18 protein-coding genes and 1 other annotated feature are annotated in these 17131 nt (G+C 36.7%); of the genes, 4 read left to right on the top strand and 14 right to left on the bottom strand.

All coding sequences use genetic code 11. The features are described 5' to 3' along the window. Positions 1-46 precede the first annotated feature (46 nt). The 4 genes from TY13_RS15805 to TY13_RS15790 all read right to left on the bottom strand — a co-directional run bounded on the left by TY13_RS15805 (position 47) and on the right by TY13_RS15790 (position 2734). Positions 47-577, bottom strand: coding sequence for a hypothetical protein (locus TY13_RS15805; RefSeq protein ID WP_042478075.1), 531 nt, complete (start codon positions 575-577; stop codon positions 47-49). Further along, complete coding sequence (locus tag TY13_RS15800; RefSeq protein WP_042478073.1) at positions 570-1673, bottom strand: hypothetical protein; 1104 nt, start codon at positions 1671-1673, stop codon at positions 570-572. Before TY13_RS15800 ends, TY13_RS15805 begins: the two co-directional genes overlap by 8 nt. Continuing rightward, positions 1654-2181 (bottom strand): sigma-70 family RNA polymerase sigma factor, encoded by a 528-nt coding sequence (locus TY13_RS15795; protein ID WP_052344365.1) that lies wholly within the window; start codon positions 2179-2181, stop codon positions 1654-1656. Before TY13_RS15795 ends, TY13_RS15800 begins: the two co-directional genes overlap by 20 nt. 181 nt (positions 2182-2362) lie before the next feature. Then, the gene (locus TY13_RS15790) at positions 2363-2734 is read right to left on the bottom strand and encodes a DUF423 domain-containing protein (protein WP_042478071.1); all 372 of its coding nucleotides are present in this window, start codon (positions 2732-2734) and stop codon (positions 2363-2365) included. 158 nt (positions 2735-2892) lie between these two features. On the opposite strand from TY13_RS15790, the gene TY13_RS15785 reads away from it, so the two are divergent. Then, positions 2893-4056 (top strand): aminotransferase-like domain-containing protein, encoded by a 1164-nt coding sequence (locus TY13_RS15785; RefSeq protein WP_042478070.1) that lies wholly within the window; start codon positions 2893-2895, stop codon positions 4054-4056. A gap of 200 nt (positions 4057-4256) precedes the next feature. After that, on the top strand, positions 4257-5051 hold the full coding sequence (locus tag TY13_RS15780; RefSeq protein ID WP_042478068.1) for a GNAT family N-acetyltransferase: 795 nt from the start codon (positions 4257-4259) through the stop codon (positions 5049-5051). 39 nt (positions 5052-5090) lie between these two features. Here the strand turns inward: TY13_RS15780 and TY13_RS15775 are convergent, their stop codons facing one another. From TY13_RS15775 to TY13_RS15730, 10 genes are all read right to left on the bottom strand, one after another. Next, positions 5091-5345: a hypothetical protein gene (locus TY13_RS15775; RefSeq protein ID WP_042478066.1), complete on the bottom strand. Its 255-nt coding sequence runs from the start codon at positions 5343-5345 to the stop codon at positions 5091-5093. Beyond that, on the bottom strand, positions 5335-5841 hold the full coding sequence (locus TY13_RS15770) for an RNA polymerase sigma factor (RefSeq protein WP_042478327.1): 507 nt from the start codon (positions 5839-5841) through the stop codon (positions 5335-5337). Before TY13_RS15770 ends, TY13_RS15775 begins: the two co-directional genes overlap by 11 nt. Positions 5842-5848: 7 nt before the next feature. Continuing rightward, positions 5849-6229, bottom strand: coding sequence for a hypothetical protein (locus tag TY13_RS15765; protein ID WP_042478064.1), 381 nt, complete (start codon positions 6227-6229; stop codon positions 5849-5851). A 12-nt stretch (positions 6230-6241) separates the two neighbouring features. After that, a complete protein-coding gene (locus tag TY13_RS15760) occupies positions 6242-6988 on the bottom strand; it encodes an ABC transporter permease (RefSeq protein WP_042478063.1) in 747 nt (248 codons plus the stop codon). Then, the gene (locus TY13_RS15755) at positions 6985-7704 is read right to left on the bottom strand and encodes an ATP-binding cassette domain-containing protein (RefSeq protein WP_042478060.1); all 720 of its coding nucleotides are present in this window, start codon (positions 7702-7704) and stop codon (positions 6985-6987) included. Before TY13_RS15755 ends, TY13_RS15760 begins: the two co-directional genes overlap by 4 nt. Before the next feature lie 145 nt (positions 7705-7849). After that, positions 7850-8416 carry an SH3 domain-containing protein gene (locus tag TY13_RS15750; protein ID WP_042478059.1) on the bottom strand — a complete coding sequence of 189 codons (567 nt, stop codon included), beginning with the start codon at positions 8414-8416 and terminating at the stop codon, positions 7850-7852. Positions 8417-8482: 66 nt separating this feature from the next. Then, complete coding sequence (gene proS / locus TY13_RS15745; protein ID WP_042478057.1) at positions 8483-9904, bottom strand: proline--tRNA ligase; 1422 nt, start codon at positions 9902-9904, stop codon at positions 8483-8485. Between the two features lie 108 nt (positions 9905-10012). Next, positions 10013-10229: a binding site (T-box leader), on the bottom strand. A gap of 61 nt (positions 10230-10290) precedes the next feature. Beyond that, positions 10291-11385, bottom strand: coding sequence for a response regulator (locus TY13_RS15740; RefSeq protein ID WP_042478055.1), 1095 nt, complete (start codon positions 11383-11385; stop codon positions 10291-10293). Beyond that, complete coding sequence (locus tag TY13_RS15735) at positions 11382-14423, bottom strand: ATP-binding protein (protein WP_042478053.1); 3042 nt, start codon at positions 14421-14423, stop codon at positions 11382-11384. The genes TY13_RS15740 and TY13_RS15735 overlap by 4 nt, the downstream gene beginning before the upstream one ends. A 221-nt stretch (positions 14424-14644) precedes the next feature. Beyond that, complete coding sequence (locus TY13_RS15730) at positions 14645-15535, bottom strand: acetamidase/formamidase family protein (RefSeq protein WP_042478051.1); 891 nt, start codon at positions 15533-15535, stop codon at positions 14645-14647. A gap of 111 nt (positions 15536-15646) precedes the next feature. On the opposite strand from TY13_RS15730, the gene TY13_RS15725 reads away from it, so the two are divergent. Beyond that, a complete protein-coding gene (locus tag TY13_RS15725) occupies positions 15647-16537 on the top strand; it encodes a helix-turn-helix transcriptional regulator (RefSeq protein ID WP_042478049.1) in 891 nt (296 codons plus the stop codon). 58 nt (positions 16538-16595) lie between these two features. Further along, the gene (locus tag TY13_RS15720; RefSeq protein WP_042478048.1) at positions 16596-16985 is read left to right on the top strand and encodes a GyrI-like domain-containing protein; all 390 of its coding nucleotides are present in this window, start codon (positions 16596-16598) and stop codon (positions 16983-16985) included. The last annotated feature ends 146 nt before the right edge of the window (positions 16986-17131 follow it).

Below are 17131 nucleotides of genomic sequence, written 5' to 3'. Positions count from 1 at the left end.
GATTTCATGTGCTTTGTTTGTTTTAAAGCTATTTACATGCTAATTATTATTTTAAAAATAACAAACCCGTTCGCATCATTTCTTTTATAAATCGAATCAACATAATTAACGCAGCTAAATAAAATAAAGCAGCTCCAAAAACAATCGTTAATTGAAAATCATCCTTTACGTTCATACCAAAAGAAAATGCGAAAAGAGAAGCTGCTATGACAAACATACCAAATCGTTCTACTTTCTTAAATGCTTGCATGCTATCCGTTTTTTCAGAAAGGGGCTGTAGCATATAAATAATAAATAGTAACACTAAATATTTAAATATAAACAAAAACCAGCTCATCATATCTTCAAAAATAATATATTGTGTATACCATTTTGCTGAAAATAATTCATCCACCATAATAATAAGCATAACAATATAAAGAACCCCTTTTAATTTGCTTTTTTCAGGTATTTTCCATACGCCATAAAAGATGATAAACAACGATAATACATAGATATAAGGTAAAAAGAATGTGAAGGTCGAACAAATTAACCCTCTACTCAGCCATTTTAACGCGATTTGCCATTGCTCAGTCATGCTCCATCATCTCCTGTCGTACTTGTTTTACAATATCACGCGAAAGCGGAGGGAAAAATATAACACCCTGACTATGAAGCATTGTGCCATCTGCCGTTTCCATCTTATAGTACTGACTTTGATAGCTATACAGCTCTCTTTTGTCATTTAGCGTATAAACTAGCTTCAAATGGCGACTTTCCATTTTATATGGTAGTAAATCTATGTCCTCCTCGCCGTTTACACCAACGCGCTGTATTAGTTTCCCTTCATTCCACAACTCATAACTACTGGCGGCAGAAGGAGGAGTAAATGCTTTGATTGTTGTAATATCTGTATTAATCGTTTCTATACGGTACTTTGTACTAATGCCAATTCCATCGCCCTGTAAATCCTCTCCCCCTTTTATTTCAATAAACTCAGCGTCAAAAGGAATTTTTTGACCATCAGAAAAAAAGGCATATGCTTCAATTGGCGTGCGTCGATTCATCGCCTCGATTATATCTGCGGGCTTTAAATTAAGTGTTGCATCTGTTGAAATATGATGTGCTGTGCTTTCTAAACTCACACTATTCACCTCAGTTATTGGAAGATTTACATCGTTAATGACAATATTTTGTATCGTTTTTTCAAAGTCTTTTTTATTGATAATTGCATGAATGTAAATGGTTTTAAAATCATACTCCGACCTTAGGCTAACCGATATCGGATAAACATATGGCTGGGGTAGCTGCTGTGCTTCATAATAAGCACTATTCCAAATCCATGACAAAGCAATAACAAAAAACAGTGCCAATTGTTTACGCCATTTTTTATAACGTGTACTAAGTAGCGCGGTAATAACAAGTAGTAGTGCTGTACAGATTCCTGCAATCCAGTAGACGTTATATAATTCTTTTGCTACCCCTGCTGCCTGTTTATTTTGTTCGGTAATCGGTCCTGTAGATACAAGCCAAATAAAATAAGCAATTGCTGCTGTTAGCGGAATCGCCAAAAAGCTTGGTAGCCATTTTTTTCGATGTTGTTCTTTTGCAGCACGCTGAATACCCGTTACAGCTCGTTCATGCAGCTGATTTGGCATCTCTATTTGACGAAGTTCATCCTTTAAAGATTTCATCCGCAATGTCCTCCTCCTCTAGCTTTGCTCTTAATTTTTTTAATGCACGATACAAAATTGTTTTCGTTGTTCCGAGCTTGAGCTGTAAAATGTCTGCAATTTGTTCAAATGTAAAGTCCTCATAATATTTCAGTAAAACGACATGCTTTTCCTCAATCGATAAATTTTCCATAATGCTTTGCATAGTAAAATGCATATCGAGCTCCATCGGTTCCTCAACTAAATATGTATCATCTAATTCCTCATAATGCGGCCGATTTTTTAATAAATCATGCGCACAATTGATCAAAATGCGAACGAGCCACGTTTTAAAATAGCCTACCTCCCGCAATTGTTGGATTGCCTTATAAGAACGGTAGGCACATTCTTGAACAATATCGAGCGCGTCATCCTGATTTTTTGCATAAATAAAAGCCATGGCATACAGCTCCTGCTCATACTGCTGAAAGAGCGCAATATATGCTGCATCATCTCCTTTTTGTGCTTGTTGAATTAGCCGTTCATTCACATTTTTCACCTCTCTATACTGATTAGACTGCAATTTTTTAAATTTAGCTTGCACTTTTTAAGAAAAAGCTGATATTTTTTTAATTTCGCCGATATCTTGCTGAAAGCCGCCGATATTTCACTGAAAACCACCGACATTTTTAGATTTCATAAAAAAAGACTATCAAGCTTACGCTCAATAGTCATACAATCGCAATTATTACACATGCCCATGCCGCAATAAATAGCAGCCCACCTAGTGGTGTAATGGCACCTAGCTTTTTCACACCTGTCACAGCTAGCACATAAAGGCTACCTGAAAATAGCAGGATGCCCCCTACCATTAAATAACTTGCCCATTGAAGCACAGTTGTTGTACCTAAAATTACATCAAATCCTAAAATACCTACTGCTACAAGCCCTAATGCATGGTACATATGATATTGTACTGCCGTTTCCCAAATCGCGGCATATCTAGGTTCAGGAAATTTGTCCTTTAAAGCATGTGCTCCAAATGCGCCTAGCACAATCGCTAACAAAGCGAAACTAGCACCTAATACTAATGCTACTGTCATGATGACAACCTTCTTTCTTAATTAAACTCAACTAATATATTATAAGCTTATTTAACTAAAAAAGCTTGCTTGTAATTTTTTTCACGAAGCATATTGTGCAGATAATTTAAAAATGTTATAATTTTCGCAAAAATCAAACAAAGAAGGTTGTTTACATTATGCAGTACTCAGACAGAATTTTAAATACCCCCTCTTCATTTATTCGAAATATCTTAAAGGTAACCGAAGCAAACGATGTTATTTCTTTTGCTGGTGGCTTACCAAACCCCATTTCATTCCCGCTAGAGGATATTCATACATCCATCGATCGTGCAATGAAGCAGCATGGTGCCAAACTATTCCAATATGCTGCAACACAAGGCTACTTACCATTACGTCAATATATTGCTGATAAATATAATCGTCAATATAACTTACAAGTACATCCTGATGACATTTTACTAACAACAGGCTCACAGCAAGCATTGGAGTTATTAGCAAAAGTGCTAGTGAATAAAGGGGACGGCATTATTATCGAAGAGCCTGGCTATTTAGGTGCAATTCAAGCATTTACTTTAGCTGAACCTACATTTTATCCTGTAACATTAGAGGAGGATGGTCTAAATTTAGAACAGCTTGAGCATGCTTTACAGCAGCCGAATGTGAAGTTTATATATACCGTACCAAATTTCCAAAACCCAACAGGTCTTACTTACTCTTTAGAAAAACGTCAACAAGTATATGAGCTTGTATCACGCCATGATGTTATTTTAATAGAGGATGACCCCTATGGTGAACTGCGCTTTGAAGGACAGCATTTACCTTATATCGGTGCAGGTAAACTAGAAAATAGCGTGTTACTAGGCTCATTCTCAAAAATCGTAACACCAGGTATGCGCCTTGGCTTTATTATTACGAAAAATAAAGAGCTGTTACAGCATATTGAAACAGCGAAGCAAGCAACAGACTTGCATACAAATATTTTCTCGCAATATGTTATTGCAGATTATTTATTAAATAACGATTTATCGCAGCACATTCAAAAAATTAAAAACTTGTACAAAACCCAATCCGACGCGATGCTACAGGCAATGGCAACATACTTCCCATCTTATGTTTCGTATACCAAACCTCAAGGTGGCATGTTTATTTGGGCAACGATGAATGATGGGCGTTCCGCAATGGATGTTTTTAATAAAGCAATGGAACAAAAAGTAGCCTTCGTACCCGGCAATCCGTTTTATGTGCAAGCTGGCGATGTTAGCACGATGCGCTTAAATTACACAAACTCAACACCTGAAATTATCGAAGAAGGCATTAAAAGATTAGCAAATATTTTATAGGGCAAAACCGAGCTTTCGCATTGAAAGCTCGGTTTGCTTGATTTTATTCTACGTTTTAGTTTTATTCCATGTTTTCTGAGGTTTATTCCATGTTTTTCGAAGTTTATTCCATGTTTTAAAACCCCTCCACTTAAATGTTGTTGACATTCGCAATCTTTTTCTCTATTATTGCATTAATTTACTTTTAAGGGGGAGATTCCATGATACGACTTTTAACAGCTGCAGATCATGACATTTGCATGGCACTCGTCCAGCAACAGCCTGCTGAAAATCTTTTTATTATTGGCGATATTGAGGCATTTGGCTATGACCAGCCATTCCAAAAAATTTGGGGACAATTTGAAGGAAATCAGCTAATTGCAGTATTACTAAAATACGAGGGTAACTACATACCTTACGCACAAGGAGTCTTTGATGTAGAAGGCTTTGCAGCAATTATTAACAGCGATGAAAAGGCAACAGAGCTATCTGGCTTAAAGCATGTCACAGATCAGCTAGAGCCACTAATTCAGAAAGAGCTATTCAAAAAGAAAGAACTGTATTATGCAAAATGTACAGCATTACAAAAAATTTATGAAGAGCAGGACTTACAAAACATAGAGCTATTAACACATGAAACAATCGAGGAAAATGTGGCACTATTAAAGACGATTCCTGAATTTGCAGGCAGTCCAATTTCAGTCGAAGGCAAGCTGCGCGTTTTGGAAAGCAAAACAGGGCGTACTTATTTTATGCGTGAGGGTGATGTCATGGTATCAACTGCCTCTACTACCGCTGAAAATAGCCTATCTGCAATGGTTGTTGCTGTTGCGACACACGCAGACTACAAGAAAAAAGGCTATGCAACAAAATGCATGCAAAAGCTATGCGGAGAAATCCTAGATGAAGGCAAGTCGCTTTGTTTATTTTATGATAACCCTGCTGCTGGGGCGATTTACAAGCGCTTAGGCTTTGAGGATATCGGCTTTTGGAATATGCTGCGTTTTAAAATCTAAAACGGTAAAAAGCGTGAGAAAACTAGCTCTCACGCTTCCCTATCTCCCTATACTCAGCCATTGCATAATCGCTAGCACTAGCCCACATGCAAGCGGCATAATACGCAAGGCTGCATAACCTGTCGTTGTACTGCTCCACTCCTCTAAAGGATCTTTTGCAGGTGAGCCTAAATATGTAATGAAACGGTCCCATCGGCTTTTTTTATGAGTTGCGAGTTTTTCTGGGATTTGCACTTCGAACTGATCTAATTGTCGCTGTAGCTTTTCTTCCTTTTCCCATTCCTTATTCAGCATGAAAATCCTCCTTTAACTCCTCTTTTAAACGCTTTAATGCTTGATGTAATCTCGACTTAACCGTCCCAACAGGTATCGCCAATATTTTAGCAATATCATCCTGCTGTAAATCATGGTAATACGCAAGCAATATGACACCGCGCTGCTTTTCTGGCAGCTTGGCAATCGCCTGCTGTACCGCAAGTTTATCCTCTGTTGAAAAAGAAGTCGTCTGTATAGGTACTAAAAATGGAAAAAAGCTACGCCACTTTTTCCTGCGATTAAGCTTATTGATTAATAAACGATAACCAATTTGAAATATGTATGATTTTACAGTGCCCTTTTGCGCATCAAAATCTAGGTGCTTTTTTTGTAGCTGCTCAAATGTATCTTGTACAATATCAATGCTTAACTGTTCCTCACCCGTATAGCGAAATAAAAAGCTGTACAAAGGCTTATACAATTGATTATACAGCTTAGTAAATGCCTCAACATCCCCCATTTGATACGCGAGCATCAAATCCTCATTTGTCATCATCTAGCTCATCCCCCAAACGGGCTTTGATGGATTTTAATGTGCTTGAAATACGTACAAATGAATAAATAACAATTATAATCACCCATACTTGTGATTGATTTGTAAAAAATTGCACATACGGATTCGTTACATCTTCCCCTTTTGAAATCAGCATATTTAACGCCTGCACACAAATAATTGTATAAAAGCCTAATGTAAATATTATTGTATCAAAAACATTCCAACGTAAATAAATCGTTGTTTTGCGATAATTTATTTTTCGATTTTCTCGAACAATATGCTTTCGATCAAATGGTATAATTATCGCTAAAATGACAATCATCCACAGCCCTCCAACAATTAACGAAACAATCCAGCCAATTCCCATCATTCTTTCCTCCTATCTGTGGTAAACTTTGCGAGCAATCAGCGCAAGTACTAAGCTCCAGCCTGCTAAAATAATAAAATATTGGTACAAAGGAAGCCATGTAGTTGCCGTTAAACCTAAATAATATTGTAGGCCATCATTCAAATAAAGCATTGGATTCCACACTAAAAAGATAAAATAGTGCTGCGGGTTCTTGCCAGCAAGCGTTAAAAACATTGTTGTCATCGTTATCGAAAACATCAATAAAATCATCGTTGGTACAAGCATGCTTTGTGCCATTTTGCCATTTTTAAAAAGCCCCGCCAAAATAAAGCTTAATGGATACAGTGCAAGCAAAACAAAATTGCACATTAATAATATAAGCAAAAAATTACTCCATGTAATATCAATTAATAGTTTATAGCTAGCTAATAACAACACTAATGCAATATTTGCTAAAATGAATACGCCGATCCCCATCCCTATATAATAAGTGGATGCAGCTATCTTTGTACGCTTCAGCCAATCAAATGTGCGATTGGCCTTCATATCCGCTAAATAAATCGTAGCACTTGAAAAAGCAAATGAGAATAGCAGTAGTAAAATTGAAACAGGCAAAAACTGCCCCTTCACCATGTATTGAAATGTTTCCTCATTGACAACAGATTTTATAATAAAGGATATGATTAAGAAAATAAATGCTGGTAGTACATTACCAAAGCCTACTCCATAGTTCCGCATGCTTTCTAATATAAATGTACGTGTAATTTGTTTTATCATCCTACTCGCCCTCCTAATACTTTGCCTGTTACTTCAAAATAAATGCCCTCAATCCCTTTAAACATAGGGTTAGGATATTTTTCTTCTAAGGCATTTAACGTGCCGTGATCCGCTAACCGACCATCTTGTAAAATATAAATCGAATCGAACAGCCTCTCGAAGCCCGCCACCTCATGACTAATAACGATGATAATGCGCTGAGACTCCTTAATATCTTTTTGCAAAAATGCAGCAAATTGCTTTTTCTTCGTCAAATCTAAGTCTGCAAATGGCTCATCAAGCAAAATTATCGGTTTATTTAACAAAAACGCTAAATAAATTGATAGTGCTTTGCGCTGACCACCTGAAGCATTTTTCACTAAAATATCGCTATATGTAGTTAACTCAAGTAAACTATACAGCTCTGTTAAATCACCAGAACCTCTAGTTAGTGCTTGAAAAAGCCGTATGACCTCAGCAATTTTTAAATGGCTATAGCTATCAAATGTTTGGTATTGTAACGCTACATCCTCTGCTACTGGGCGGTTATGCTGATAATGCATTGTCCCGCTATCATAAACAATATCGCCCGCAATGCATTTTGCTAGCGTCGATTTCCCGGCGCCATTTTCTCCTAGCAACAAATAGCAACCTTCTACTGGAAATGTCGCAGTAAAATGTTTTAATACAGCATGACCATTATACGTTTTTACAATATCTTGCAAAGAAAGATTCATAAAATGAGCCCCCATCGATTTATTTACTCACTATACAAATAAGGGGATGAAAAAGTTCATTTTATTTTTATATTGTGAGATAAAAAGCAAAGAAGGCGTATTTGAATGTTAAGTTCATTCAAAAGCGCCTTCTTTAATAGTTCAATCACTGCAAATATTTGCTTGGTAGATAGCCTTTATATTTTTTCCCTTTCACTACGTATGTCACATAATACCATGCTTCTGTAAGTTCTTTATCATAATTAATATCCACTCTTGTGCCATATGGAATTGTAATAATACCCTTCGATTTTGCATTAGGCTGTGATTTTAACGTTAAACCTGCTGTATGATTTACAATAACATAATCGAGCGCATGAAGATTGGGCATAATAAATTTTGTTCGGACATAGCCTGTTATTTTTTTACCGTCCACCTTTGTCACTGTTACTTTTGCCCAATAATTATCCTTTACAAAGCTATTGACAATAAAGCGATTAAAATCAGCTGGACCATCCGCATCATCGACATATTGCTCGACTGTGGCAATTTTCTTGCCATTAGGCTTGTCAAATATATCAACCTCGTCTACACGTAAATATATTCGGTAATTGGTACTCGGACTATTTGCATCTGCATTCGCATATACAGGCAGTGCTGTGCCAAGCAACAGCACTATAAGTGAAAAAGCCATCACCTTCAACAATTTTTCTTTTACAATTTTCCCCATCATCTATTCTCCCCCTATCATCTTACTAATTAGTAGTATAGAAAGAATGTAAGGGAATTTCAACCATATTTAATATGCCCTAGCAAACCAAACCGTATGCTGTGCTTGCTGCTCACAGCAAATACATGTTGTCTTTTGGACCGGAGGATCGAATGGGATATTGCGTGTTGTAAATTTTGTTTGTTCCTTTACCTTTTGCTCACAGTCTGCACTACCACACCAGCCCGCTAAAATCCAGCCTGGTATTGGGGTTGCTTCGATATGCTGTTGTAGCTGTGCTAAAGAATCAATTGTAATATGAGAGTGCGCATCTCTAAACCCACGTGCCTTTGTCAATAGACGTGCCTGCATGACTTCAAGCTCTTCTTCAATTACAGTGATTAATTGTGCTAGATTCACTGTTTGTTTATCCTCTTCATCACGGGCTTTGACAATCACTTGCCCGTTTTGATAATCGCGAGGTCCTAGCTCAACACGTAAAGCTGCTCCTTTTTGCTCCCATTTGTTAAATTTAAAGCCTGCTGTTTGATCTGTATCATCTAGCTTCACACGGATTCCTTTAACCTTTAAAGCTTGCTGAATTTCCTCGAGCTTCTCTAAAATTTCTGGATGCTTTTTAAAAGGACCAACTGGCATTAGCACAACTTGTGTTGGGGCAATTTTCGGTGGCAAAACTAAGCCTTTTTCATCGCCATGTACCATAATTACTGAGCCAATCAGTCGAGTAGATGTACCCCAAGAAGTTGTATGCACATAATGATGCTCATTATTTCTGTTAAGATATTTAATATCAAAGGCCTCCGCAAATTTTGTCCCTAAATAATGGGATGTACCTGCTTGCACTGCTTTGCCATCCTTCATCATCGCTTCAATCGAAAATGTATCGACCGCACCCGCAAATCGCTCTGATGCTGTTTTTGTCCCATCATATACAGGAATGGCTAATAAATTTTCTACTACTTCCTTATAAATTGCGAGCATCTGCATCGTTTCTTGGCGCGCCTCTTCCTCATTTTCATGTGCAGTATGCCCTTCCTGCCATAAAAATTCCGATGTACGGATAAACGGTAATGTTTTCTTTTCCCATCTAAAGACATTCGCCCATTGATTTAACAAGAGTGGCAAGTCACGATAGCTTTTCACCCATTTTGAATAAAGATGTCCAATCATTGTTTCAGAGGTTGGTCGCAATGCTAATCGCTCCTCCAAAGGCTCTCCTGCTGCTTCTGTTACCCATGGTAACTCTGGTGAAAAACCTTCAATATGGTCCTTTTCCTTTTGAAAAAATGATTCAGGAATTAACATAGGGAAATAAGCATTGCGATGCCCTGTCTCTTTAAAGCGCTGATCCATAGCAGCTTGAATATGCTCCCAAATTTCATAGCCATCTGGTCGGAATGTAATACAGCCTCGCACAGGTGTATAATCCATTAATTCCGCATCTTGAATTGTTTTCAAATACCATTTTGTAAATTCATTTTCTTGTTGCATAGACAATACACTCCTCTTTAATAATTCATATGTGTTTGACACCCGTTGAATGTGAACTCCACTATACATGTCCTTAAAAGTCAAAATAAAAAGCATAAAGCCATCCTGTATTAGGACGTCTTTATGCTTTGAAAACGTGGTACCACCTATTTTTAGCTTTAATCGCTTAAAGCTCTCTAAGGTTGTATAACGGTAACAAGCCGGTTATGTTTGCATAACTTCTCCATGCTAGGTTTCAATAAAGAAGGGGTGATATAGCTCTCAGCTTTCGCTATATTCTCTGTTTCACAATTCTTTATTTACTTGGTCACATCAACGAATTAAATATTTGCATTTAATCATAGCAAACAGCTTACACAATTACAAACAATTATTAAAAATCATACTTATTTTATATAATCTCTATAAACTTGATGTATCTCGCTTGGCACAGCTACATTTATTTCTTCCAATTTCTCCTTAATATATTGATAATACTCTATACATTCATGCTTTTTATTTTGCTCAATAAAAAATGACAATAATAGCAACATATAATGCTCGTTATACTCATCTAGCTCTAATAATTTTTGTAAGCAATTTATTTTTAATAAAGGAGTTAGATGTGCTGTATTACTAATAAAGCTCTCCAGTATACCAATAAATTCCTTTTTCAAATCTTGACGAATCGGAATAGTCCAGATGTATTCTTCCTCAGCAAGAAAATCTCCCTCATAACAATTTAATAATTGCCTTATAGATGCTTCGTCATGTTTAGTTTGTTGTAATAACCGCATTAGTTCAGCATAGTCGCTATCTATCTCAATATTTAATTGGTAATGATTATTGATGGATTGGACCGCGTCTGGTAAACCATTCTCTTTGAACAACTTCCGCAATTGATACATAGATACATTTAGAAGATTACTTGCTTTTTCAACGTCTGTATCTTCCCATAGCATATCTAAAATAATAGGACGTGATAATGGCTTTTTCTGATGTATCCACAGATAAAAAAACAGCTCACGCGTCTTGCGAGTACGCCATTTAACAAGCTCTCCATCTACATTCCGTAAATAACCCGAACCTAATACATGAGCATATAGCCCAATTTCGCCTTTTTTGATATTTTCATCTGATATATTTGCTTGTACCTTTGACAAGGCTTTAATTAGCCGTTTCTCATGAACAGGCTTTAATAAATAGTCAGCCACTTGTACTTCAAAGGCCTCAACTGCAAATTCACTATGTGCTGTAACAAAAATAATTTGCAAATCTGGTTGATTACTTAATAATTTCTTGGCAATTTGCAAACCGTTAACATCTCTCATTTCAATATCTAAAAATATAATATCTATTGTTTCCTGTTGTATATAACATATAGCTTCATCCACATTTGTAAACGTCCCTTTAATTTCAATAGGAAATTGTGTCAGTCGTTCTAACATGATTTTCAAAACATCAATTGCTACTTGTTCATCATCAATGATAATAACGTTCATATTTTCTCCTCCATTGACAATACAATTAAAATTGTTGTTCCTTGCCCTTCTTCGCTAAATATATGTAAATTTGCCTGTTTCATAAGCTGGAATTTTTTAAACGGATTTGTAAAACCAATGCGCTGACCCTTCCCACTACGCAGTTGCTGTAGCTTATCACTAGCAATTCCAATACCATTATCAATAATTTTAAGATGAACACGTTGCTCTATTTGCTGTACGCTAATTTCTATTGTTCCTCCATCCTTTTTCTTGGAGATGCCATGCACAACAGCATTTTCTACTAATGGTTGAATAGATAATGCAGGGATCATCAATTGTATAGACTCATCAATATTATAATGAACTGTTAATTTCTCACCAAAACGCATTTTCTCAATAGATAAATAAGCTTTTACAAGCTCCATTTCTTCCTCAAGCGATACCATACCATTGCGATAGTGCACATTTAATTTTGCTCGAAAATAAGTAGCTAGACAATATAGAGCCTCCCTAGCATTGTCCATGTCTGTATAGCTTAAGCCAATCACTGTGTTTAGTGTATTATAGACGAAATGGGGTGTTATTTGCGTATATAAGCTGTTCATTTCATCTTCAATTGCATCTATCGCTGACTGACGCACTGCTAACAAAGAGTTAATGCTAATTATTAATTCGTCCAAATCAATCGGTTTTTGTAAATATTCATTTGCCCCAGCCTGCAGTGTTAATAATGCATCTGAATGCTTCATAATCGTTGTTAAAATAATAATTGGCAGCTCTAACATATCATAATGTTTGCGTATATATTTACATAATTCATAGCTTGATATTCCGCTAATTAATAAATCAATTAGCATACAATCCACTTGATTGTGCTTAATATATTCTATCGCATCGTAGCCATTATCAAATGCAATAACTGTATAGCCTTTTGCAATAAGTGCGTGTGCTAAGATCATCATATGGGACAAGTCGTCATCCACCAGCACAATTTTTTTATCATTACCTCGATAAATAAGTGGCATTGATTTATCCGTTGTCGCTACTAGCATTGCAGGCAATTGCTCAGGAATGCTTTGTTCCATTGACGCTATAGGCATTTTCACTGTAAAAACTGTACCCACTCCTAACGTACTAGCAACTTGAATATCACCGTTCAATGCTTCAACAATATTTTTAGCAATATTCAACCCTAAACCTAGCCCTTCTTTTGGCTGGTTTGTTGGTACTTGATAAAAGGCATTAAAAATATGTTCTAAATCCTTCTCTGGAATTCCGGAACCTGTATCCTCAACTTGAATGACTATATACCCGCTTTCAACAAATGCTCGAACAACAATTTTCCCAATAGTTGTATGCTGCAATGCATTCAACAATAAATTATAGAGCACCTGTTTGAAACGTAATTCATCTGTATATATATCTGGTAACGAGGATTCTACCTCTGCTATTAAATTTAGATTACTATTTTTATCCATTGTACTATGGAATTCCTTGACAACCTCATGTATGACACGAACTGGTACAGCACGATATGAGATATGTAGCTGACCCGTTGTATGGCTCGAAGAAAACAGTAAATCCTCTACTAAATGTCTCATACGTTGTGTCACATTATGTACCAAAATCATTTGCTCCTGTTGTTCACGTTTAAGAGGACCTTGTATTCCTTCCATTAATGATTTCGCTACATCGGAAATAGCATTTAATGGTGCTCGTAATGCCTGTGAAGTTTTGAGTAAAAAACGATTTTTCATTTCATCATGAGTTTGTAGTTCCTCTGATAATGCTTGTATTTTCAGGTAAGCGCGATTGGAACGATAGCTAAGCAAAGATGAAAGGCTAATGAGTACTAAAATAAATAGCAAAAACTCACAATAATCCAAAGGCATCCCTGTCAAAAAATTAATTATCAATAAAGTTGCGTACAAACAACTGGAGATAAAGACAATGAATATATAGCGCGCTCCCTCTAAACGAAGCCAAAGTACCTTCACCATCATCCATATAATATATAAGATAGCGCACCCAATGACGACTATATATCTTATTTTCCTCATTATAGTCTCTAGAGCTGAAGAGGCATAACCAAAACTGTCATAACTATTGAAAACACCATAAAATATAACAGCCAAGCATTGTATCGCAATCATCGCATACATTATTTTTCGATTAGCTACTTGTGGATACATATAAAATACAAATAGTAAGGCACAAATCAACACAAGTGGTAAAATACTTATTTGTAGTCTGATTTGGTCGCTAGCATCTGTTATCGGCACAAACCAAAAAAATATTTTTTGATTAATAAATGATAAATATAAGCCAAACAATAACATAAAGAGACCAAAAAATAGTTCTTCCTTATATCTACGATTTTGTATGTATGTAATAAGATAAATAACACCAAAAATAATATGCCCTGCACTAACAAGAATATCAAGTAAACCTTTTATCAAAAAATATCGTTGAATTACCTGAGCTGTACCGAATTCTATTGGATAAATAATACCTGCCTTTGGGGAAGTATAACTGCTTACATGTATCAAAATATCAAGTTCCTTATTACTACTTTGCCCCATCACGATGTATTTATCATCATTTTCTGTTTGAAAGTCCTTCATCTTAGCACTTGGGTTGCCCTTTGCTCCCACTTCTGCACCATTAATAAAAATACGATTGGCTGTACGAATCGTACGTATGTATAGACCATACTGATCATCAACAGGTACTTCTATTTTCAGATGATATGTACCAGTATGCAAGCCCTCCTCATTTGGCTGCACATAATCGTACCAGCTACTAGGAACTTCTATTTTAACTCGTTGATCTTTGTACCGTTCAAGCGATTCTTCTGCTGGAAGTAAAAGGTTGGGATAAAAAGACCATTCGCCATTTAATTGAGTAAGTTGCTGTAGTTGTTCTTCCTCAACATGCGCAATGCCGTTGCTAGCACTCTGCAAGTGAGTTGTGGAAAAATAACGCCAATTGCCAAGCAAAAATACAAATAAAAATAGCAACAAAACTCCAATGGCGATTAATATATTTTTTCTCATAAACATCCCCCCTGTTGCAATAATGACGGTGTTTTAATTATAAGCCCTCGCAAGAGACGTATGATTTATTTTATAATAATGCTTGATTATAACAAAGCTTTTCTGTACAAAAACTAAACAGTTCTATAGGAAAATCAGATAAAAAACCTTTTACCAAGCCATTTCAAATAAAAATGCATGAAACCAAATAGATCATCTTGATTTCATGCGTTTTTTCATATTTAACTAAAATTTCTTAAATAACGTAACGGTAATTCCATACGCGCTGTTTTATTAGGGTCAACGATTTGACTAATGCGCAGTTGCCCAGCAAGCGATAGTAAATGAATTGCCTCAGCATCTGTTAAAGCTGTTGATTGCTTAATAACACGCACCATATTTTTCGTCGCAATAATCGTAGCCTCATCCAATGTTTTTGCTGAAGCAATCGTACTAATCGCATCATCCTTAATTAAGTAAGGGGTTGGCACAGAATGATTTTTCAAAACACGTACCGTGACAGTTACTTGCGCAGGTACCTCTCCACCGCATACAGATACTTCACCATCGCCCATCGCAGCATGGCAATCTCCTAGTGCAAGCAAAGCACCCTCGACATTAACTGGTAAATAGAGCTTTGCGCCCTCTGTAATAGCTGTTGTATCCATATTGCCGCCATGCGCATCAGGTACACCACAACTAATAGCACCTTCTGCTGGCGCTGTGCCGATTACACCGATCATTTTGTTAACTGGGATTTTTATATCATCGGTAAATTGTAGCTCGTTATCGACAATTGGCACACGTTTAATGGTCATTGTGTCTAACTCATCACCGAGTACGCCTAATTCAGGACCCGTCATTAAGGTCACAGTGTCACCAATATCAATTGTATGAATTTCTACTTCTAATACATCGCCTTGCTCAGCTCCTTCGACAAAAACAGGACCTGTCGCTGGGTTAATTTTGTTCCAATCAAGTGCCTCAACTACTTGATCTTCGCTTGTAATTTGATCTGTAAAGCAATCATATGCCTCAAACACAATCGAATCACCACTTTGCACTATACACGCAGGTTTATTATCTGCACTCATTGCATAAATGGCATGTTCTTTTGAAATAAAATGCTTCATTTTCAATCCCCTCCTAGCTTAATGATAGCAAATTTTCGTATTATTCTGTAGATAATTGAGCGACAAGCATAGCTGTATAATTGAAGTAGTGTATAAAAGGGGGTTGAAACAATGAAAATTGAAAGAATGTTTGCCATCGTTGTGTTTTTATTGCATAAACGTATTGTGTCTGCGGAGGAATTGGCCGAGAAGTTAGAAGTAAGCAAACGAACGATTTATCGCGATATCGACTCATTATGCGCAGCAGGTATTCCCATTGTGTCACATCTAGGTAAGAACGGTGGCTTTACATTGGCTGATCGCTATCAGCTTGATAAATTAACATTTAGCGATACGGAGAAGAAATTAGTAATGGATGGCATTACACTTGGAAATGAGCTTTTTGAAGAACAGCAACTTGCAAATTTACAGCACAAGCTTGCCCTTTTCCAAGAGGAGCACCATGCTAGCTTTACATTGTCGAATGCAACGTTGCACCGAGATATTATAGAGCAGCAGACAAAAAATAAAATACAACAGCTTTTAACCTTTATTCAACACGAGCAAGCAATTGAAATTTCATACGTAGCGCAAAATGGTCATTTTACTACACGCACCATCTTGCCTATTAAGCTACATTTACAAAATGGAAGCTGGTATGTAGAAGCCTTTTGTCAAATGCGAGAGGCCTATCGATTTTTTAAGCTGACAAGAATTCGTGCGATGGAAGCTGTTGAAGTCAATATAAATCAACCACTTCCTACGCCAACAACTGAGCGACCTGTTAAGCTTGAGCAAGTCGTTTTGCAATTTACGCTAAGCGAACATGGCAAGCTCTACGATTTTTTTACAGAGGAGGAGCTATTTATTGGTCCCGAGCATATTGTTGCAACATTTTACTATGATATAACAAATGATATTCTTCCCTTTATTCGCATGTTTGGCAGTAAAGTAAAAATCCTTGCACCAACTTGGCTTCAAGAGAAGCATCTAGAAGAAATTAAAAAGATTTTGGAAAGCTGACAGACAGTTGTCATATTTTATGCGCTATGCTAGATGTAGAAACAAGGAGGTTATTAATATGAAAAAATTTGTTACAGAGAAACGCATTGTTGGTACAGGCATTCGTACAAATAATGCAACCCCTGAAGCGATTGGGCAGCTTTGGGAAAATGTAATGGCTAGTGACTTGCAGGGAGATATTTTTGCCATCTATCATAATTATGAAAGTGACTTTACAGGCGACTATGATTTATATATTGGCACAGAATTGAACGGTGCAAATGAAGAGACAGTCGTTATTCCTGCTGGGGAATATGAAGTGATTGAAGTTGATACATCACAAGAAAATGGTGTTTTTCTTGCATGGACTGAAATTTGGCAAAGCGATATTGCTAGAGCCTACAAAACTGATTTCGAGCACTATGCACAAGATGGCACAGTAAAAATTTATCTATCTGTGAAGGCGTAAAAAATATATCGGCGGCTTTTGGAAAGATATCAGCGGCTTTCACTGATTTATCGGCGACTTTCTGAATATATCAGCGGCTTTCGCTAATTTATCGGCGATTTTCTGAATATATCAGCGAATTGGCTGCCTCTTCGAATATACGAGAG

Source organism: Bacillus ndiopicus, assembly GCF_000612805.1.
In the GTDB taxonomy this organism is placed as follows: Bacteria; Bacillota; Bacilli; order Bacillales_A; family Planococcaceae; genus Metasolibacillus; species Metasolibacillus ndiopicus.
The sequence above is the reverse complement of the archived record's forward strand: the minus strand, read 5'-3'. Positions and strand labels throughout refer to the sequence as shown.